The 20,288-nt window shown below is 68.1% G+C and carries 14 protein-coding genes; 8 read left to right on the top strand and 6 right to left on the bottom strand.

Features of this window, described 5'->3' with window-relative positions; genetic code table 11:
• Nucleotides 1-47: 47 nt before the first annotated feature.
• The 5 genes from P8627_RS00130 to P8627_RS00150 form a co-directional block, all read right to left on the bottom strand.
• Nucleotides 48-1,637: a GMC family oxidoreductase gene (locus tag P8627_RS00130; RefSeq protein ID WP_279965456.1), complete on the bottom strand. Its 1,590-nt coding sequence runs from the start codon at nucleotides 1,635-1,637 to the stop codon at nucleotides 48-50.
• Nucleotides 1,638-2,034: 397 nt separating this feature from the next.
• The gene (locus P8627_RS00135) at nucleotides 2,035-3,225 is read right to left on the bottom strand and encodes a DegT/DnrJ/EryC1/StrS family aminotransferase (protein ID WP_279965457.1); all 1,191 of its coding nucleotides are present in this window, start codon (nucleotides 3,223-3,225) and stop codon (nucleotides 2,035-2,037) included.
• Nucleotides 3,226-3,236: 11 nt separating this feature from the next.
• Nucleotides 3,237-3,923 carry a PIG-L deacetylase family protein gene (locus P8627_RS00140; RefSeq protein ID WP_279965458.1) on the bottom strand — a complete coding sequence of 229 codons (687 nt, stop codon included), beginning with the start codon at nucleotides 3,921-3,923 and terminating at the stop codon, nucleotides 3,237-3,239.
• A 12-nt stretch (nucleotides 3,924-3,935) separates the two neighbouring features.
• Entirely contained in the window at nucleotides 3,936-4,844 is a 909-nt protein-coding gene (locus P8627_RS00145; protein ID WP_279965459.1) for a methionyl-tRNA formyltransferase, read from the bottom strand.
• Complete coding sequence (locus tag P8627_RS00150) at nucleotides 4,841-5,431, bottom strand: sugar transferase (protein WP_279965460.1); 591 nt, start codon at nucleotides 5,429-5,431, stop codon at nucleotides 4,841-4,843. Before P8627_RS00150 ends, P8627_RS00145 begins: the two co-directional genes overlap by 4 nt.
• A gap of 259 nt (nucleotides 5,432-5,690) precedes the next feature.
• On the opposite strand from P8627_RS00150, the gene P8627_RS00155 reads away from it, so the two are divergent.
• From P8627_RS00155 to P8627_RS00180, 6 genes are all read left to right on the top strand, one after another.
• A complete protein-coding gene (locus P8627_RS00155) occupies nucleotides 5,691-9,164 on the top strand; it encodes an AAA family ATPase (RefSeq protein ID WP_279965461.1) in 3,474 nt (1,157 codons plus the stop codon).
• Nucleotides 9,165-9,632: 468 nt separating this feature from the next.
• On the top strand, nucleotides 9,633-11,687 hold the full coding sequence (locus P8627_RS00160; RefSeq protein WP_279965462.1) for a polysaccharide biosynthesis protein: 2,055 nt from the start codon (nucleotides 9,633-9,635) through the stop codon (nucleotides 11,685-11,687).
• Nucleotides 11,688-11,850: 163 nt separating this feature from the next.
• Entirely contained in the window at nucleotides 11,851-12,990 is a 1,140-nt protein-coding gene (locus P8627_RS00165) for a glycosyltransferase (RefSeq protein ID WP_279965463.1), read from the top strand.
• Entirely contained in the window at nucleotides 12,990-14,168 is a 1,179-nt protein-coding gene (locus P8627_RS00170; RefSeq protein WP_279967513.1) for a glycosyltransferase family 4 protein, read from the top strand. Before P8627_RS00165 ends, P8627_RS00170 begins: the two co-directional genes overlap by 1 nt.
• 5 nt (nucleotides 14,169-14,173) lie before the next feature.
• A complete protein-coding gene (locus P8627_RS00175; protein WP_279965464.1) occupies nucleotides 14,174-15,511 on the top strand; it encodes a lipopolysaccharide biosynthesis protein in 1,338 nt (445 codons plus the stop codon).
• Nucleotides 15,508-16,743: an O-antigen ligase family protein gene (locus P8627_RS00180; RefSeq protein ID WP_279965465.1), complete on the top strand. Its 1,236-nt coding sequence runs from the start codon at nucleotides 15,508-15,510 to the stop codon at nucleotides 16,741-16,743. Before P8627_RS00175 ends, P8627_RS00180 begins: the two co-directional genes overlap by 4 nt.
• On the opposite strand, the gene P8627_RS00185 is transcribed toward P8627_RS00180, so the two are convergent.
• Nucleotides 16,731-17,627, bottom strand: coding sequence for a sulfotransferase family protein (locus tag P8627_RS00185; RefSeq protein ID WP_279965466.1), 897 nt, complete (start codon nucleotides 17,625-17,627; stop codon nucleotides 16,731-16,733). The two genes, P8627_RS00180 and P8627_RS00185, sit on opposite strands and share 13 nt — an antisense overlap.
• A 201-nt stretch (nucleotides 17,628-17,828) precedes the next feature.
• On the opposite strand from P8627_RS00185, the gene P8627_RS00190 reads away from it, so the two are divergent.
• Nucleotides 17,829-18,998 (top strand): polysaccharide biosynthesis/export family protein, encoded by a 1,170-nt coding sequence (locus tag P8627_RS00190; protein WP_279965467.1) that lies wholly within the window; start codon nucleotides 17,829-17,831, stop codon nucleotides 18,996-18,998.
• Between the two features lie 487 nt (nucleotides 18,999-19,485).
• Nucleotides 19,486-20,271 (top strand): glycosyltransferase family 4 protein, encoded by a 786-nt coding sequence (locus P8627_RS00195; protein WP_279965468.1) that lies wholly within the window; start codon nucleotides 19,486-19,488, stop codon nucleotides 20,269-20,271.
• Nucleotides 20,272-20,288 lie beyond the last annotated feature (17 nt).

Raw genomic sequence — 20,288 nt, forward strand, 5'->3', positions numbered from 1 at the left:
TTCCCACCGCAACCGGGCCGCGGACGTCGGACCACCGGCTCGACGCGTCAGCTTGCCGCCGCGGCCTGCTCGCCGGAGGCGGTCTTGTGCCGGCTGGACCGGTCGACGCGGGCCAGTTCCGCTTCGATCGTGTCGGCCAGGCGATGCGACAGGGCGATCGCGGTTAGCGTCACCATATCGTTGCCCACCGTCGGATAGACCGAAGACCCCGCCATATAGAGGTTGCGCATGCCGAAGACGCGGTTGTTCGGATCGACCACACCGGACGCGGGCGTGGCGCTCATCCGGGTCGTGCCCATGTGGTGGCGGACCCAGCTGACGCGCGAGCCCTTCTCGCCCTCGGACGTCCAGGGCGCGACGGTCACCGTGTGGCCCTGGCCGCGCAGATGCTGCGCCAGGATCTCCTGCGTCCGGCGGAACGTCCGCCGCGTGACATCCTCGATGCGCCAGTCGAGCGAGACGCGGCGCACCCCCAGGGCATCGCGGCGGCGCGAAAGCCAAACGCGGCTGTCCGGGTTCGGCGCCTGCTCGAAGATCGAATTGAAACCGAACGCCGTCGTCTTCAGCCGGGCCCTCGCCGGACCCTTGTAGAACCGCAGCGCCCGGAGGCTGTCGACAGGGTTCAGTGCCATGGTCGAGAAGGCGCGGACGGGATGCGGCGGCCACCGGCCCTTCGCGATCCAGAACCCCGCCTCGCGCAGCGCCACGGCGCCCGCGCCCTCCCCGGCTTGCGGAATGGGCTGCAGCCAGGTGCGGGAGTCGAGCAAACCCTCGCGCTCGCGCAACTCGCGCGAGAGAACGAGGCCCTTGCGCAGTCGCGCCACGAGATCCGAGGGTAGCTCCTCCCCGGTGCGGTTGATATGCGAGGGGTCGAGATCGACCAACTCGCCGCCATCCGGGCCGACGACCATGTGGCCCCATCTCAGCCGCGGGTGCTCCATGAAGAAGCGGCCGACGAGATCGCGCTCGTTGCCGATCCCGTTCCGATGCACGCTGTCGGAGACGAGCAGCATCCGGGCGTTCTCGATGCCGCCGAGGGCGAGGACGAGGATCCTGGCCTCGACGCGTCGCTGCTGCTGTCCGTCGGTGAAGGCGATCGCGCTGACGGTCTCCGCATTGCCCTCGGTCAGGATTTCGGTTGCCGTTGCGTTGTAGACCACGGTCAGGTTCTTCGCATCGGCATCCGCCAGATCCCGCCAGCCATCCGCGAAGTCCTTCATCGGGGCGAGAAAGGCGTGCTCGATGCCGACATCGCAGCCGCGCTCGGCCGGCTTCTGGAACCATTCGCCGGAGTCGAGACCGTCGAAGCGGCATGTCTCGAAAGCCTTGCGGTAATGCGGCTTCATCTCCTCGAAGGTCACGGGCCAGCCGCTGTGGGGGATGTGCGGCCGCGCTTCGAAATCCTCGGGCCGCAGCGTCTTGCACCAGCCGCCCCAGCCGCGCCGCCCCGTCGAGCCGCCCATTCGGCGCACGCGGCAGACGTGAAGGGGTTCGTAAGGCATCCCCACGATCTCGCCGCGGGACGGCGCCTGGGACTTGGCCGCGAATTTGAGGTCACCGCTCTCGAGTACGATGACGCGATGCGGCCCGCCGGACAGCCGCTCGGCCAGGGTCAGACCGGATGGGCCGGAGCCCACGATACAGATATCGCATGTCAAGGCTTGCTGGTCGTCGAGAGTCCGCGCGTCCAATTGCTGCATCGCTTAACCCACCCAAACGCAAAACGCGGCCGAACACATGGCCGCTTGGGGAGGATAACCGGCTAACGATTGATTTTCCACTGAAAGGAGTCCCCGCGGCCACCAGCTTTCCGTCGCCATCTACGCGCGTGATTCCGATGCGATCGCACTAATTCTCAACAGACCGTTTCGCCCGGATCACGGCCCGCGTTCCGCGGATTGCCATGCGCGACCGTATTAGGGCCGCGCACGCCTTTGATGCGGTTTTCGAAACAATGGAATTCTTGACGCTGAAACGTCTCCGAAATCGAAGCAGTTATTGCGAAGTCGCATTCGCCCACGACAATCCCTGAATTCAGATTGCGCGCACGGCCTCCGTCGTCTCCGCCGACGCAGCGTACAGGATCGGCATCGCGGCGGCGATCAGATCGTCGATTCCGGCGAGGCTCCAGGTTGGATCGACGAGAAAGGCGAGGCTCGTTTCGCCCAATTCCCGCGCGACCGGCAAAGGCTCCGCCGGCCTGTTCGCGCCGTCGAAGGTCTTTTCGAGATAGATTTCCGAGCAGCTTCCCGAGAATGCCGGAAACCCAGCGGCATTGATTTCAGCGACGATCCGGTCGCGGCTCCAGCCGTCGGCGAGCCGCTCGGGGCGGACATAGGTATAGAAGCGGTACCAGGCATGGGTCAGCCCGGCCCGGGGCATCGGCGTGCGCAGCAGCGGCGATGGCGCGAAGGCGCGGGCGAGCCGCGCGGCGTTGCGCGCCCGGTCGCGATGCCAGTCCGGAAGCCGGCGCAGCTGGATCCGGCCCAGGGCGGCACAGGTCCCGGGCATCCGGAGATTGGTTCCGGGATGCGCGTGCAGCCAGCGGAACCCCGGCGGATGATCCTCGGCGAACACCGTCGCGTGGTCCTTGCCGTGGTCCTTGTAGCTCCACGCCCTGCGCCACAGCGCCTCGTCCGAGACCGCCAGCAGGCCCCCTTCCCCGCCGGTGCTGAGGATCTTGTCCTGGCAGAAGGAGAAGGAGGCGAAATCGCCGAAACTGCCCACGGGCCGGCCGTCGATCATCGCGCCATGCGCCTGCGCGCAATCCTCGACGACCCAGAGGCCCCGCGCCCGCGCCAGCGCCATGATCGCGGGCATGTCGCAGGGCCAGCCGCCCAGATGCACGGGGATGATGCCTTTCGTGCGCGGCGTGATCCGCTCGGCGATCGTCTCGGGCGTGATGTTGCCGCTGTCGCGGTCGATCTCGGCAAAGACAGGGGTCGCGCCGAACAGCAGCACGCAGGAAGCGGAGGCCACGAAGCTGCGCGGCGTGACGATAACCTCGTCGCCCGGGGACAGGTCCAGCGCCGCGAGGGCCGCGTTGAGCGAGACGCTGCCATTGGCGAAGGCGATGGCATGCGCCACGCCGAGGTGGTCGGCATATTCGGCCTCGAACGCGTTCACGTCGGGTCCGGTCCAGGCATTCACCTTCCCCGACCTCAGGACATCCGCCACCGCGGCGATCTGCTCCTCGTCGAAAACGGGCCAACGTTGTGCGGGCATGGCGCGCCTCCTCAGGCTGCGTGACGGATGAGAACGAAGGCTTCGCAGGCGGCCCGGTGGACCGTCCCGCCGCGAAGGGTGGCGAGGGCGCGGATCGTCTCGATCGAGCGTTCGTGCGGGGCCGCGCGGACCTGACTTTCGAACATCGCGAAGGCCTCGAGCTTGCGGTCGATCGTCTGCGTGATGTCGGCGAAGACCTGCGGAAGGAAGCCCGGCGACAGGTAGGGCGCGTTCCAGTTGGTCTCGGACAGCGTTTCGTAGGCGAGGATCGTGGCGGGGTAATCCGCCTGATGCGGGCGGGCCGCCACGAGCGAGGACAGGAAGATAAGCTGGTGGTCGAGATGGATGTCCCCCACATGGGGCACCAGCATCAGCCCGGGCGCGACGTCGCGGACCAGCGCCCCGATCTTGGCGTTGACCTCGCCGTGCGGCACCTCACCCAGCCGGGCCGCGGGCAGGTCCAGCCAGTGGGTCTCGGTGACTCCCAGATGCGCATGGGCGCGCCGGGCCTCGGCCCGGACGGTTTCGATCAGGCTGTCGGGAAAGTCGGGCGCCATCCCGCGCGTGACGACCGCCACATGGACCGCGCGCCCCGCATCCGCCAGCCGGGCCATCAGGCCGCCCGCGCCCAGCACCTCGTCGTCGGGATGTGGCGCGACCACGAGGACCGGGCGATCCGAGGCGAAGAAATCTTGCATTGCGTCGAAGTCCTAGCTGAATGTCTCGTGCAGTTTCGGGCGCCAATCCGACGGGGCCCAGGCCCCCACCTTCAGGCAGGCGCCGTCGCCGCACATCACCGAAAACCCGTCCTCGTCGATCGCCTGGACCTGCCCCGGCAGCCCGATGAAGCGGTGCCCGTCCGGATCGGGGCCGGCCGCGAGCAGCTGGATCGCCTGCGCGTCCGTGCCGGCTGTCGCGAAGGCGCCCGGATAGGGCGGGCCGACGGCACGAACCAGGCGGTCGATCTCGGCCAGAGGGCGGTGCCAGTCGATGCGGCCATCGGCGGGGCGGCGGCGGGCGCAGATGGTCGCCTGCGCGTGATCTTGCGGCTGGCGTGGAACGTCACCCGAGCCGATCCGGTCCAGCAGCGGCGGCAGCATCTTCGTGAGCGCCGCGAGTTGCCGGTCGTAGAGGCTGCGTGCGGTCTCGGCCGCGGGATCGATGGCGAAGATTTCCTGCGCGGCGATGTCGCCCGTATCGGTACCCGCATCGAGCCAGAAGAGCGAGGCGCCGGCCTGCTGTTCGCCCAGAAGGATCGTCCAGGGGATCACCGCGCGCCCTCGCAGCCGCGGCAGGGCCGACGGGTGAAACCCGAGGCAGCCCAGCCGGGGGATGTCGCGAAACTCCGCGCCGCAGATCTGCGACCAGCCGATGACGAGGACGAGATCCGGCGCGAGCGCGCGCAGCCGCGCGAGCGTCTCGGGCCCGTCCGAGCGCTCGGTCCGGAAAAGCGCGACGCCGGCCGCATCCGCGGGCCCGGCCAGATCGACGAAATCCGAGTGCCGCCGCGACAGCTCGCTCGGCAGCGTGACCAGAAGGTCCGGGGCGTGATCCGAGGCGACCATGGCGTCGAGGGCGGCGCGCGTGCTGTCCACCGCCCCGACGAGAACCGTCTTCATGGCTCGGCCGCCTTCGGCCAGCGCGAGATGGCCATCGCCTGCTTGAGCCGTGCGGCGTTGCGCCGTTCGCCCTGCAGGATCACGAGGACGGTTTCGAGGAGGATCCGCAGGTCGAGCAAGAAGCTGCGATGATCGACATACCAGAGGTCGAGCGCGAATTTCTCGTCCTCGCTCAGCTTGGTGTTGCCGCTGATCTGCGCCCAGCCGGTCATGCCCGGGCGGACGCGCGAACGGCGCTCGCCGCGCGCCCCGGCCTTCGCGATGGTGTCGGGACGAAGCGGCCGCGGCCCCACCAGCGCCATGTCGCGCCGCAAGATATTCAGAAGCTGCGGGGTTTCGTCCAGCCGGGTCCGGCGCAGCAGCCGGGTCACCGCGGTCTGCCGCGAATCGTCGGGCAGAAGCTCGCCGCGCGCATCGCGCGCATCGGTCATCGAGCGGAACTTCCAGACCCGAAAGGGGCGCCCGCCCTGCCCGGCCCGGGTCTGCGATCCGAGCTGCCACCGGACGACGAGAGCGACCACGATCATCGGAAGCGCGCACAGAAGAAATGCGATCCCGATAAGCAGCAACTCGAAAACACGCGGCATCCACACCCCCGACAGAAAGACATTGTCGTCCGCAACCTCTCCGACAGGACAATACGGTCGCCCTTGGGATCAAGTGTTTTTTCGGTGATCAGTCTGTCCCGCGCGCCATGACGGCGAGAACGTAGATTAGTGGTGCATTTTGTGTCAGTCCTGAAAAAAGACGCGTCGGCTTTCCACTCGCCGCCTCGGCGGCAATCCCGTCGCGCCACCGATTTTTTGTGTTTTGCGGCTCGATCCCGGGCCCGAGTGTGCGAGGTGAATGGTGAGCAATCTGGATCGGGACTCCGAGGGCGCGGGGCGCGCCCAGCATCGTCATCAACTCCGCGGTTCCTACGAGGATCACGCGGCGATCGGCCGGGTCGGCCTGTCCGATCTTCCGGGACTGCTGTTGCGCAACGCAACGCGGATCGCCGTGTTCGTCGCCGTCGGAATGGCGCTCGTCGCCGCCGCGCTCTTCTCGATGGAGAAGCAATACACCGCGACCGCCGTGCTCGTCCTCGAGCCCGGCAGCACAAGCTTCGACACCGTGACCTCGCGCCTGCGGGCCGTGGATCCGGCCGTCGCGCAGACCGAGGTCGAAGTCCTGCGATCCCGGCGCTTCGCGGAAGCCGTCGCCGAGCAGATGGATCTCTTCAGCGACCCGACATTCAACGGCGCGCTGGGCGAGCCGTCGTTCTTCGGTCGTTTGGCGAACCTCTTCGGCGGCGACGATCCGGTGGCCCCCGATACCCTGTCCGCGGCCCCCGAGGGTGACGGTACGGCACCTGTCGAGATGGCCGCCGAAACCGCGCCGGACGCGCCGCAACAGCCGGTGCCGGCCAGCCTGCAGCCACAGCCCAACGGCGAGGCAAGCGGCGACCTGACGGCCCCGCTCGGCTCCGAGGAGGCGCAGCTCCGGGAAGCCGTGATCGACAAGCTTCTGGCCTCCTACACGGTGCGCCATGCAGGGCAGAGCCTCGCGATCCATCTCGAGGCGACGCATCCTGACCCCGAGCTCGCGGCCCGCATCGTGAACACGATGGCCGAGCACTACATCCGCGAATCCCTGCGCAGCCAGCGCGGCGGCATCGAGGATGCGATCGACTTCCTCGACCGCCGGTCCGACCTGGCGCTGGAGCGTCTGTCGTCGCTGCAGACGGAGCTGGTGACGCTGATCCGCCTGAACGCGCTCGACGATGCGGACAAGACCCCGACCATGCTGGCCGAGCTCAACAGCCTCCGCGCGATTTCGGAGCTGGGCGAGGACGCCGGAAGCCGCGATCTCGCCAGCCGGATCCAGCAGAAGACCGAGGCGCTTCGCGAGCGGACCAACGCGGAGTTGGAGCGCGCGCAGCTCGAACTGGCCCTGCAGATCGAACGGCAGCGGCTGCAATCCATCTCGGAGCGGCTGAGCGAGTACGAGGCGCAGCGGGACTCGCTGACACCGACGGCGCGGCTGATCACCTATGCCCAGACGCCGAACGAGCCCACGGCACCGCAAACCAACCTCGCGCTCGCTATCGCCTTCGCCGCGCTTCTCAGCCTGGCCCTCGTGCTGGCGCTGATCCGCGAGGGTCTCGACACCCGCATCTGGAGCAGCGAGGACGCGGAAGGTGCGACCGGCGTTCCCAATATCGGAGAGCTTCCACTTCTGTCGAAGCGCGGCCTCGACACCCGCAGCGGCCTTCTGCAGCATCTCGCGCGGACGCCCTATTCCAGCTTCGGCCAGGCGACCCGGGCCCTGATCGCCGCCGCGCTGGCGCAAGGGACGGGCAAGCACGGCAACGTCGTCATGCTGCTGAGCGCGATGCCGAAAGAGGGCAAGTCGACCCTGGCCGCCGCGGCCGGGATTTGCGCGGCCCAGGACGGGCTGCGCGTGCTGCTGATCGATCTGGACGTGCAGGATTACGGCGCCAGCCGCATGCTGGGCGCGCGCCGCTCCTCACAGCGTCTGCAGGATGCGCTCGAGGATCCGGCGGCCTTCGAAGCGGGGATCAGCAAGAATTGCGGCCTCAACGGGCTCGACGTGATCAACTTCAGCCCGGATTCGCATTTCGGCCGAAAGCTCGGCCAGACCACCGCCAGCGAAGATGCGATCGCCGAGGAACTGCGGGTGGATTACGATCTGATCCTGATCGACACGCCCTCCTACCTCGCCTCCGACCACGCCAACCGCCTGGTCCGGCTCGTGGACGCGGCCGTGCTGCTGGCGCGCTGGGGTCGCACCAAGGCGGAGAGCCTGCGCGACGCGGCTGCCCTGTGTCGCCGCAACCGGCTTCCGGTCCTGGGCGTCGCGATCAACGCGGTCGATCCGCGCAAGAAGGAGCGCTTCGCGCGCGGCGGAATGGGGTATCGCGACATGTCGGATTTGCGCCCGGCCCGCGCCGCGATGCGCGTCTCGGCGGTGCTCCTGGCCAGCCTGGTCGCGGTCAGCCCCGGCGGGGCCCGGGCGGAGGCGCTCGCGTTCCCCGGCGCCTTCGGGTTCGGCGCGGGCGCGACCGGCTGGCGCGGCGGCGAAATCATTACCGTCCGCAATCTCGACGATTCCGGCCCCGGAAGCCTGCGCGACTGCGTCGAACGCCGCGGTCCGCGTGTCTGCGTCTTCGCCACCAGCGGGACGATCGATCTCGACAGCGAACTGATGGTCGCGCCGAATGTCTACGTGGCCGGGCAGACGGCGCCGGGCGACGGCATCCAGCTTCGACTGCGGGAGGGGTTCCGCTCACCTCTGCTGATCAAGAACACCAACGATGTCGTCCTGCGCTTCCTCAAGGTCCGGCCGGGCCCCGGAAGCCAGCCCAGCCCAGCTGTCGACGCAGTCACGATTGAGAACGCGCAGCGCGTCTATCTCGACCATCTCTCCATGATGTTCGCCTCGGACGAGAACCTTAACATCCATGTCAGCAGCGGGATCAGCGCCGACGTCACGGTGGCGAACAACATCATCGCGTTCGGACTTCGCAATTCGAACCACCCGAAGGGCGCGCATTCGAAAGGCGCACTCATCTGCTCCAGCGAGGGCGACGGAAACGAATGCGGCCGGATCACCCTCGCCCGGAACCTGTTCGCCCATAACCGAGACCGGAACCCGGACCTCAAGGCCACCGATATCGGGCCCATCGAGGTCATCAACAACCTCTTCTACAATTTCGGGAGCCAGAACGGGGAGGTCTACAACCACCTCGGAAATCTTCGCATCAACTACGCGGGCAACGTCGCGATCGCGGGCCCGAACACGATCCGGCCGCGGCCCGAAATGATCCAGGCCTTCATGCTCGATGCCACGAACGGCCTGCAGATCTTCGAAGAGGACAACTTCACCCGCGAATGCGCGCGCGACAGCCGCCACGACGTCCTCGACCCCGTCGCGCGGGCCGCCCGCGTTCCGAACCGTGTCGATCCCTTCGTGAGCCCGGTCTTGCCGGCCACCGACCTGCGCGAACACGTGATGGCGAATGCGGGCGACCGGATCCCGGGGCGGCGTCCGCCCGATCCGCTCGACGCGCTCGTGCTGACTCATCTCGAGACCTGCGGCGGTCTTCTGATCGACGCGGTCAAGGAACTTGGCGGCTGGCCGCGCATCGCGACGATGGCGGTTGACGCCGACAGCGACGGCGATGGCCTCCCCGACCCATGGGAGCGGACGCGCCCTTGGCTGGATCCCGGCGATCCGGGGGATGCCTGGCGCCTGATGCCCGGCACGCGGATCTCGAGCATCGAGGCCTATCTCGCTGAGCTGGCAGGCGATTTCTGACGCCAAGCCGTGCCGCGTCACCCCCGGTTTACGAATCAGGCAGAGGCGATTCGAGCCTGCCTCGACGACACTCCCTCCCCGGTTGTGCCGGGCGCTGCCGGCGGTTCGCCGCATCTAACCTCCGAAACGCGATGCCGACCCAAGACCTAGATCGCGGCGCGCAAACCCTACACAACATCATGGCGCTGTCAGGTGCCGCGGCGAAGCTTCTTTGACCTTTCGAAAAGCTGGCGTAAGCTGCCTGTGTCTGCTGGGGGGCAAAGACGTTTCGGTTTCGCAATCTTCGCGAATCCTCGCGCAATTCGCGTGGCCCCCCAGATCGACCCTGTGTTTTAAGTGGTTTGCCATTGGGGGCGTGTAATGTTGAGGATTGGGGCAGGCGTATTCCGTCTTAAAGGGACGGAACGGGACGAAACTCACGAAACGGAAATCGGCGTCGCGGCGCGCCTTCAGGCACATGTCCGGAGGATGCTGGGCGAAGTCCGCTCGCAGAAGCGGCTCTTCGTATGCGACCAGGCGATCGTCGCCTTCTCCTTCGGCATCGCCGCGCTGCTGCAGATCGGATGGCCCGCGACCGCCGCGGCCGCGTTGCCGATCCTGGGCTTCGTCCTCTGCGCGATGGTCAGCGCCGCCCTGCTCTTCCCGCCGGCCGGCATGTACCGGCGCCACCTCGGGACCGCGTCGATCCCGGATGTCGCGATCTCGTTGGCGGCGGTGGTGATGGTCATCGTCGCCGTGGCGATCCTGTCCCTGGTCGGGCTGACCGGGGCCTCGGTGCCGGTGGGCGTGTTCATCGTCGCCGTCTTCGTCGCCCCGCCGCTCCTTCTGGGCGCGCGGCTTGCGCGGCGGATCAACGACAGCTTCGTCGGCAGCCTTCTGGGCGGCGGGCGCAGCCTGGCGCCCACCGGGACGCCGATCCTTCTGGTCGGCACGGGAACGGCATGCGACCTGTTCCTCCGCGCGCTGCGCAACGAGGCCGGATCGGCCTATCGCCCGGTCGCGATCGTCGACGATGTCCGCGACACGAACGGCCTCTATTTCCACGATGTGCCGATCATCGGCTCGATCCTCGACATCGACCAGATCAAGGACTGGTTCACAACGCGCGAGCTTCCGGGACACCTCGTCCTGACCGAGCCGCCGGAGCATTTCGACGACCCGTCGATCCGTGGGCTGATCGCCTGGGCCGAAGACGAGGGGGTCGACGTTCGCCGCCTGCCCGGCCTGTGCGAGACATACGGGCTGGACCAGCCGCTCGCGACGGTGGAGCTCGATCTCGACGACCTCCTGCCGCGGCCCTGCCGTTCGAGCGATAGGCAACGGCTCGCTCGCCTGGTCGCCGGTCGCCGCATCGCCGTGACGGGCGCGGGCGGCTCGATCGGCTCGGAACTCGTGCGCCAGGTCGCGGCGAACGGGCCCGAGAGCCTGCTGCTGATCGACCACTCGGAGTTCAATCTCTACTCGATCGGCCAGGAGCTGGCACGTCTGCACCCGACGGTCGAGAACCGCTGCGAGATCTGCGACATCCGCGAGCGCACGCGCGTGGATGACCTCTTCGACAGCTACCAGCCCGAGATCGTCCTGCATGCTGCGGCGCTCAAGCACGTCCCGATCGTCGAGGCCAATCCCTGCGAGGGGGTGCTCACCAATGTCGTCGGCACGCGCAACGTCGCGGATGCCGCGCGGCGGGTCGGGGCCTCAGCGATGGTCCAGATCTCGACCGACAAGGCGGTGAACGCGACCTCGGTGATGGGCGCGACGAAGCGCATCGCGGAGCTTTATTGCGGGGCGCTCGACCGCGCGTCCGAAACCGGTTCCACCCGTTTCATGACGGTCCGGTTCGGCAACGTCCTGGGCTCCTCGGGCTCGCTCATCCCGCTCTTCAAGGAGCAGATCGCGAATGGTGGCCCGCTGACCGTGACCGACCCGCGCATGGAGCGGTTCTTCATGACGATCCGCGAGGCGGTGGAGCTGACGCTCATGGCCTCCGCACACGGGATCGAGCGCAAGACCGACCGGGGCGCGATCTTCGTGCTGGATATGGGCGAGCCGGTGAAGATCATCGACCTCGCCGAGCGGATGATCCGTCTGTCCGGGCTGGAACCCGGCCGGGATATCGGGATCGAGATCATCGGCTCGCGCCCGGGTGAGAAGCTGTTCGAGGAGCTGTTCGACACGCTCGAGACCCGCGCCCCGAGCGGCCTGAGCGGCGTCCTGTCGGCGACCTCGGCGGATGTCCCGCTGGACCGGCTCGTGCTGTGGGCCAACCGGCTGGAAGCCTTCGCCCGGCTCAACGACGCGCCGATGGTCCTGGATACGCTGCACGACGTCGTTCCCGGCTACCGCGAGGCCGCCCAGGAAGCCGCCAACGAGAGCTGGAACCCGCCGGTCAAGCTGGAGCCCAAGTCGCGTGTCCGCGAGGAGCCGGCCGCGACCGGCCTCAAGGCCCGCTGGACGAAGAACTCCGGCGCGACGGCGGCGGGGCGCGGGGCCGACAGCGTCATCATTCTGCCGGGGACATGATCCTGTAGGCGGGCCGGCCCGGTCGTCCGGGCCGGCCCGCCGCCATACGGACGAACGCGTTTTCGGGCGGCGCCCATCCCGGAATTGAGCCGGGCCACGGAAGGGAATTGCGATGAAGGTTTTGCATTGTGTCACGAGCACCGGGCTCGGCGGTGCGCAGGTCATGCTCCTGCGATACCTCGCCGCCCTCGGGGAGCGCGCGCGGGACCACACGGTCGTCTCGCTCATGCCCCGGGGTTCGATCGGCGACGAGATCGCGGCGCTGGGCGTCTCCGTCCTCTCGGCCGACATGCAGCAGGGATCGTGGTCCCCGATGGCGCTGCTGCGCCTGCGGCGTCTGATCCGCGAGGCGCGGCCGGACCTCATTCACGGCTGGATGTATCACGGCAATCTCGCCGCCTGGCTCGCCACGCTCGGTCCGGGCAATTGGCCGCCGGTGGTCTGGGCGGTGCATCATTCGCTGCAGGATATCCGCAACGAGGGCCGGTCGACCCGGCTCGTAATCCGGGCCAGCGCCCGGGCCTCGCGCCGCGTCGCGGGCATTACCTATTGCTCGCGCATCTCGGCCGACCAGCACGAGGCACAGGGCTTCAGCGCGCAGAACCGCTGCGTCATCCCCAACGGGATCGACACCTCGGAATTCGACATCGACCCCAAGGCCCGTGCCTGGCTGGGTGACCTGATCGGCGTCCCGCCCGAGCGGACCATCGTCGGCAATGTCGGACGTGACCATCCGATGAAGGACCAGGGGCGCATGGTCGCGACCGTGGCGAAGATGCTGGAGGCCGGGCACGACGTGCAGGCGGTCCTCGTCGGCGAGGGGCAGGAGACCGGGCGCGCCCGGGATGCCGCCGTCGAGCTGGGCATCGAAGATCGCGTCACCTCGCTCGCCCAGCGCCGCGACATTCCGCGCCTCGTCGCTGGGTTCGACATCTTCCTGCTGCCCTCCGCCTGGGGCGAGGCCTTCCCCCTCGCCGTCTGCGAGGCGATGGCCTCAGGCATCCCGGCGGTCGTCACCGATGTGGGCGACAGCCGCTGGATCGTGGGCGACACCGGCGTGGTCGTGCCGCCTGCCGATACCGACGCACAGGTCGAGGGCCTCTCCCGCCTCATGGCGCGCAGCCCCGACGAACGCCGCGCGCTGGGCGCGCGGGCGCGCGAACGGATCTGCGAGAATTTCTCGATGACCCATTACATCGACGCCCATGACGCCTTCTACCGCACGACGCTGGAGAAGGTGGGCGTGCGTTCGCCGGGCGAAACAGCGCCGACGCCCCGCCCGTCATCGGATCCGGTGGCGTGATGCGATCCGTCGGCGCCCCCCGTCACGTGGTTCTGATCAGCAGCTACGCGCCCAGCCTCGTGACCTTTCGCCTCGACCTGATCCGCGCACTTGTCGCGGAAGGCCACAGCGTGACCGCTTTAGCCCCCGAAGCGGATCGCGCTGTGGCCGACACCCTTGCCCGGAACGGCTGCGCCTTCGAGGTGCTGCCGATGGCGCGCACGGGCACGAATCCCTTCGCGGATATGGTGCTGCTGGCGCGGATGATCCGGTGCCTGCGGCGGCTGAAGCCCGATGTCGTGCTTCCCTACACGATGAAGCCCGTGATCTACGGCGGGATCGCGGCGCGCCTTCTGGGGGTTCCAGGCCGACACGCGCTGATGACCGGTCTGGGCTATGTCTTCTCGGACCCCGATCCGCGGGGCAAGCGGCGCCTGATCCGCGACGCGTCGGTCCGCCTCTACCGTTCGGCGCTGAAGGGCGTGGGCCGCGTCTTCGTCTATAACGGCGCGGACGAGGCCGATATCCGGCGCTTCGGGATGGTCGCGGACGATGTCCCGCTGATCCGCGTGGCGGGAACCGGCGTCAACCTGGACCGCTACGCGCAAAGCCCCCTGCCCGACGGCCCGCCGCGCTTCCTCCTGATCGCGCGGCTTCTCTCGGCCAAGGGCGTCCGCGAATTCGTCACTGCCGCCGAACGGCTCAAGCCCGACTGGCCCGAGGCGCAGTTCCGCATCCTCGGCGCGCCCGACCCCAATCCCGACGGCATCGGCGCCGAGGAGATCGCCGCCTGGAAGCGCAGCGGCGTGGTCGACTACCTCGGACGGACGGATGACGTGCGCCCCTTTCTCGACGACGCGTCGGTCTTCGTCCTGCCGTCCTACTACCGCGAAGGCATCCCGCGTTCGATCCTCGAGGCGATGGCCAAGGGGCGGCCGGTCATCACCACCGATCTGCCGGGCTGCGGCGACACGGTCGAGGACGGGATCTCGGGCTATCTCGTCGCGCCGCGCGACACCGAAGCCCTGACCGCCGCGATGCTGCGCTTCCTGGAGGCCCCCGAGACGATCGCGGCCATGGGCGCCGCCGCACGAACCCGCGCCGAAGAGGTGTTCGACATCCACAAGGTCAACGACCACCTGCTGACCGAGATGGGCCTGATGCGGCGCGACCGCTCCGTCGCCTCGGAAGCGGCCTGAGCGGAATGGCCGTGATCCGCGCGCTCCACAAATTCATCTACTTCGATGAACTGGTGCCGCGCATCTTCCGAAACGTGGCGATCCTGGTGTCCAGCACCACCGTCGTCGCGGTCCTCGGCCTGGTCACGCTCGCGCTCACGGCGCGCGCGCTGGGCCCGGCGGGCGTGGGCATCTTGGCACTGGTCGAAGCCTATATCCGAACCGTCGATCTGCTGACGCGGCTTCAACCGACGCAGGCGCTGATCAAACACGGCGCCGACGCGTTGGAAGCGGGCGATGGCGCGCGCTTCGGCCGGCTGGTGAAACTCTCCATGCTGATCGATCTCGCCGGCGGGATCGTCGCGGGCTCGATCGCGATCGCGCTGGGCTTCTGGGTCGCGCCGCTGATCGGGCTGGGCCCGGACGGCTACGACTACATCCTGCTGGTCGCGCTGGCGATGTTCGTGTCCTTCCGCCCGACCGGGATCGCGGTGCTGCGCCTCTTCGACAGGTTCGGCGTTCTGGCGCTGTCCGACGCGGCCGTCGCGCTGCTGCGCCTGGCCATTGCCGCCACGGCCCTGGCGCTCGACCTCGGCATCTGGGCGTTCATCGCCATGCTGTTCGTGCATTCCCTTCTCGACGGCCTGGTGGCCTTTGGCTTCGCCGTGCGCGAACTGGTCCGGCGCGGCCATGGCGGCTTCTGGCGGGCGGCGGGACGCCACGCCTTCGGCGAAAACCCGGGCTTCACGCGTCTGTTGTGGAACTCGAATTTCAACCAGATCCTCCGAAATGCGACCCAGCGGTTCGACGTGCTGGCGCTCGGCGCGCTGGTCAGCCCCGCGACGGTCGGTCTGTACCAGGTCGCCAAGCGGTCGGGCAAAGCGCTCCTCCGATTGGGACGAACCTTCACGCAGGTCCTCTTCCCCGAGCTCGCGAAGCTCTGGGGCCGGGGCGACCAGGCCCGCTTCGGCAGGTTGATCCGGCGCGCGACGGGACTGACCTTCGCGCTCAGCATGGCGCTCTTCGTGCCGCTGGCCTTCGTGGTCCCGTCGCTGGTCGACCTCGCCTTCGGCGCCGAGTTCAGCCCCGCCGTGCCCCTGATCTTCGTGCAAGGCGTCGCCATTATCCTCAATCTCACCGGGCTGGCCTTCAATCCGGCACTGATGAGCATGGGGCTGGACCGGCAATTGCTGACGATCACCTTCATCGGGGCGGTGGCCTTCGCGCTTGCCTTCGTGCCCGCCGTCATGGTCGGCTCGGCGCTGGGCGCGATGGTCTGCCATGTCCTTTTCAGCTTGATCTGGTTCATCGGATGCGGCTGGCTTCTGATGCGGCACGCGGATCGACGGGAGACGACGGGGTGACGGTCACTAGCTTCGGGGATTACGGCGTCGCGACCGACCGCGAACCGGCTTCCATCCGGCTGGAGATGGCGCTGGCCACGGCGACGGTCGCGCTGGCGCCGATGAACTACTTCCGCCTCGAATGGCTCTACTTCACGGCGGCCGACCTGTGCGGACTTGCGACGCTGCTCGTGATGCTCGTCAATCGCCGGATCGACCTGCGCTTCTACGGCCCCGCGACGCCGCTATGGCTGATCTCATGCGTGCTGTTCCTCGGCGGGCTCGTCCTCGGCGCTGTGGTCAATGGCGACCCAATGGCGGGGCTCGTCGTCTTCGTGCAGTACCTGTACTCGCTCCTCGTGATCCCGATCGTCGTCGCCGGCCGCCGGCTGGACCAGACGCTATTCCTGATCAAGGTCTTCGTGGTCTCGGTCGCGGTCGTGATGCTGCATGGCGCCTATCTCGTGCATCTCGCGGACAATCCCGACACCCGGCTTCTGTCGCCCAGCGGGCGGCTCCGCTCGCTGATCGAGCGGGAGAACGCCGCCGGAGCCATCGCCGCCATCGCGATCACCTTCAGCATCTTCCTCTACGTCGAAGGCCGGCTGCGTCTCGGGGCGTTCCTCGCGCTGCTGGGTATCCTGTTCTATGGCGTCCTGCTGACCGGCTCGAACAGCGCGACGGCGGCCGCGTTCATCGGCGCGGTGCTCTTCTTGCTGTTCAGCGGACGCGTCCGGATCCTTCTCGTGGCTCTGCCGGTCCTCGCCGCCGGCGGTGCGTTGCTGCTGCGCTTCGGGGAGGATCTCCTGCCGGAGGTCTTCCGTCGCCGCGTCTTCCAGGCCCTGGCGTCCGGCGATATCGAACAGGCCGGCACCTTCTCGGACCGGTTCCTGCTTCTCAAGGAAGCGCTCGGCATCGCCGACGGCACGGCCTTTCTGGGTCTCGGTGCCGACCAGTATCAGGAGCTCAGCGAATTCGGCGCGCCGGTCCACAACACCTATCTCCTGGTGCTCTCCGAAGGTGGGATCCTGTCGCTGCTGGGGCTGTTCGGCCTGCTTCTGACGGGGATCTATCTGGGCGCGCGGATGCTGGCAGACCGGGCCGCGGTCTCGCGCGCGGCGCTGACATTGGCGACGATCATCTTCTTCGCGTTGCTGATCAATGTCTTCGCGCATGTCTATGCGCGGTTCTGGCATGTCCCGCTCGCACTTGCGCTCAGTCTCAGTCTTCGGCGCGGCGATCAGTTCAGATAGCCGTAATCCGTGAGCTGGCGCCGCGCGGCCAGGACGACAGTCCGCTGGGCGGCTTCCGACATCTTCCGGGTCCAGCCATCATCGAAGCGCAGCTCGACCGGACCGCGCATGCGGATCCGGCTGCCGGCCATCTGGTGATGCGGCGCGATCTTCGCGCCATCCGCGATCGCCGCGACGATCGGGGCGAGGTCAATATCGACCGCGCGGGCGATGCGCGCCATCTCACCGGCCGTATCGCGGGTGAAATCCTCGTAACGGACGCGCACGAAAGCGTCGCGCGGGACGCTCCGGCGTAGGCGTTCGACCATGGTGTTGTACATCCGCCAACGCAGCGCTGTGCGCAGGGGCGAGCGCGGGACGATCTTCTTCTGCACGCCCTTCTCGACATCCAGCGGAATCGCGCGGTTCATGGCATGCGCCACGGCGCGCGCATCACGCACGAGATGGATCACGCGCAGATCGACCTCCGGATCCCGCGCGAGCGCCAGGGCCCGGCCCGGCGCCTTCGAGGAGTCGAGGATCACCGGGGCCCCGCTGACCTGCCGGATCGCGTCGAACATCGCGCGCGTCTGCGCCTGGTAGGCGGCCAGCTTCCCTCCTCCGAAGATCCGGGCGGGCGCGAGAAGCGGCTCGATGGTGCGCTGCAGTGCGAAGTACTCTTCGGGATCGTACGACTTGCCCCAGGCCGCCATGATCGGTCCCCAGACCGTGCAGTCCCGAATTCGGGCCCCGCAGGCGCAAAGCTCGTTCTCGCGCCAGACATGCCGACACATCGCCGATATCTCGCCGGATCCGAAGATGTCGGGATGCTGGCCCAGCGCCATGTCCAGCAGCGTCGATCCGCTGCGACCGTAGCCGGCGATATAGATAATCCGATTGCGCATACGCGGCCTCCATGGCGTAGACAGATAGGTCAGGCGCGGATATGTTTTTCAAGTTCAAAGCCGTAATGGGGCCATCCCGGCCGAATGATTTCCGGGATGGGTCCGCAAGGCCCGGGTTCCCGGTTGCGGGGTGTTTAAATGGTACGATTTCAGGCGGTCCTTGTCGGTCTCGCGTTCAAACTGCTTCTTGCGACAACGGCGATGGCGGACGGCTATGCCTTCGATGCCGGCGACCGGATCGCGATCCGGGCCGGCTGGTGGGACTACACATCCTCCGAATTCAAGAATTGGGACGGCGTCAGCGGCGAGTACCTGATCGCGCGCGACGGCACGATCCAGGTTCCGTTGGCCGGCACCGTCGAGGCCGCGGGCCAGGATGCCGCCTCGCTGGCGGTCGCGCTGTCGAACCAAATCCAGCGGCGCATCGGTCTGAGCGCCGTGCCCGAAGTCGCCGTCGAGATCGTGTCGCATGTCCCGATCTACGTCGCCGGGGCCGTCTCGGCGCCGGGCGAATACAGCTTCCGCCACGGCCTGACCGTCCAGCAGGCGCTGGCGCTCGCCGGCGGGCTGGGCGCGGCGGATGATCCGGCGACCGGCGACAGCGCCGAGCGAGACCGGATGCGCTACGAAGGCCAGATCAACGTTCTGACCGCGCGGATCGAGACGCATGAGGCGGAAGAGGCCCGCCTCACGGCCGAGATCGCCGCGCTGGACGTCCAGACCGTCGGCGGCAACGACGCCCGGATCGAGAAGCTCAGCTGGGGCATCGAGAGCGAGCTGTTCGACGCGCGGCAACGCTCGATCGACACGCGGCAGGCCAACATCCTCGAATTGCAATCGGTCGTGCGCGAACGGCTTTCGCGGCTGGAAGAGCAGATCGCGCTTCGCATGCGCCAGCTCGAGACTGCCCGCGAAGACGTCGCCGCGATGGAGGATCTCAAGGAACGCGGTCTCGCCGTCCGCTCCAGCGAGACCGCCGCGCTGTCGAATGTCGCGAATCTCGAGGCGCAGATCATCCAACTCGACGTCGCACGGCTCGAAGCGGAACAGCAGCTCAACCTCGCCAATCGCGACGAGATCACCCTCTACGACGAAGCCCGGCTCGGGCGCCTGTCGCAGCTCAAGGAGGTCAGGCTGGAGCTCGCGACCGATCGCGCCCAGCTCGAGACGGCCCGCAAGCTCTATTCTGAGGCCGTCGCCCGGAGCGGGCATATCGGAACCGAGGTCGGGGACGCGGTGCTCAGCTACGTCGTGACCCGGACCGACGGCGACGAGACCGATCGGTTCCCTGCCGACCTACTGACGCGGCTGGAACCGGGCGACACGCTGGAAGTCGAGATCGAGCCCTTCGCCGGGACGGTGAGCCAGTAGATGCAACAAGCCGTCAGAGAGGCGACATCGGAGGCGGCCGCCGCCATCCGGCCCGGCGCGACGCGGCCGATCCGCATCCTGTTCCCCTTCATCGACGGCCCCTCGATGGGCGGCAGCCACATCTCCGCGCTCAAGCTCGTCGCGTCGCTCGACGCGGATCGTTTCACACCGATCATCGTCCTGCACGACCTCGACGGTACCGGGCCGGGTGCCATCGCCCGGCACATCGCGGAGCTGGGCCTGCGCTACGAGACCATCAAGGATCTGCCCATCATGGCGCCCACCGCGCGCCGGATCGCGAACACGGCGTCGCCGCTGATCTTCCTGACCCGGACCCTGCCGCGAATGCGGCGGATCCTGAAGGAGAAGGCCATCGATATCGTCCACACGAATGACGGGCGGATGCATGTGAACTGGGGCATCGCCGCACGCATCGCGGGCTGCCGGCTTCTCTGGCACCATCGCGAAGACCCACGAAGCCGCGGGGGTGAACACGCTCGGGCCGTTCCTGGCCGACCGGATCGCCACCGTTTCGCAATTCGCGCGCCCCGCACGACCGCTGCTGCCGGTCGCGAAGCGCACGCATGTGATCCACAGCCCGTTCGAATTCCCGCCGAGCCCGGACAGGGACGCGGCGCGGGCGGAGCTACTCGACGAGATCGGTGCGGGCGAGGCCCCGCTGCTGCTCGGCTATTTCGGCGCGCTCGTGCCGCGAAAACGCCCGCTCGACTTCGTGCGCGCCGTGGCGGCGACCGCGAAGGCGCTGCCCGACCGCGATGTCCGGGGGCTGCTGTTCGGCCTGGCGATCCTCCCGAACAAGCCGCTGGACCACGACGCCAAGGCGCTTGCCGAGGATCTCGGGATCGGCGACCAGATCCACCTGATGGGCTTTCGCAATCCGATCGCGGGCCCGATGGCGGCCATGGACACGATGCTGGTGCCGGCCGAGAACGAACCCTTCGGGCGCACCCTGATCGAGACGATGCATCTTGGCACGCCGGTCATCGCGACCCGCCACGGCGGCAATATCGAGGCGATCGAGGATGGCGTCACCGGCCGGCTCGTTCCGCTCGGCGACCCGGAGGCCATGGCCGGCGCCGTGATCCAGCTCGAACGCGACCCGGACCTGCGCGCCCGCATCGTGGCCGCCGCCCGATCCGGGCTGGAGGAGCGCTACGGGACGGCCCGCCATGTCCGGCTGATCAGTGCGCTCTACGAAGACCTCGTTCCCGCCCACCGGCGCCGCGGAGACCTGCGCCCCGCCCTGGCCTGAGCCGCGCCGGAAGGCCC

Origin of the sequence: Jannaschia sp. GRR-S6-38 (genome assembly GCF_029853695.1) — a bacterium.
Classification (GTDB): Bacteria; Pseudomonadota; Alphaproteobacteria; order Rhodobacterales; family Rhodobacteraceae; genus Jannaschia; species Jannaschia ovalis.

Coding starts and splice junctions, on each gene's coding strand:
- P8627_RS00160 (WP_279965462.1), top strand. CDS start 9,633: ATGCTGGGCGAAGTCCGCTCGCAGAAGCGGCTCTTCGTATGCGACCAG.
- P8627_RS00190 (WP_279965467.1), top strand. CDS start 17,829: ATGGCGGACGGCTATGCCTTCGATGCCGGCGACCGGATCGCGATCCGG.
- P8627_RS00135 (WP_279965457.1), bottom strand. CDS start 3,225: ATGCCCGCACAACGTTGGCCCGTTTTCGACGAGGAGCAGATCGCCGCG.
- P8627_RS00140 (WP_279965458.1), bottom strand. CDS start 3,923: ATGCAAGATTTCTTCGCCTCGGATCGCCCGGTCCTCGTGGTCGCGCCA.
- P8627_RS00165 (WP_279965463.1), top strand. CDS start 11,851: ATGCTCCTGCGATACCTCGCCGCCCTCGGGGAGCGCGCGCGGGACCAC.
- P8627_RS00150 (WP_279965460.1), bottom strand. CDS start 5,431: ATGCCGCGTGTTTTCGAGTTGCTGCTTATCGGGATCGCATTTCTTCTG.
- P8627_RS00175 (WP_279965464.1), top strand. CDS start 14,174: ATGGCCGTGATCCGCGCGCTCCACAAATTCATCTACTTCGATGAACTG.
- P8627_RS00145 (WP_279965459.1), bottom strand. CDS start 4,844: ATGAAGACGGTTCTCGTCGGGGCGGTGGACAGCACGCGCGCCGCCCTC.
- P8627_RS00170 (WP_279967513.1), top strand. CDS start 12,990: ATGCGATCCGTCGGCGCCCCCCGTCACGTGGTTCTGATCAGCAGCTAC.
- P8627_RS00185 (WP_279965466.1), bottom strand. CDS start 17,627: ATGCGCAATCGGATTATCTATATCGCCGGCTACGGTCGCAGCGGATCG.
- P8627_RS00155 (WP_279965461.1), top strand. CDS start 5,691: ATGGTGAGCAATCTGGATCGGGACTCCGAGGGCGCGGGGCGCGCCCAG.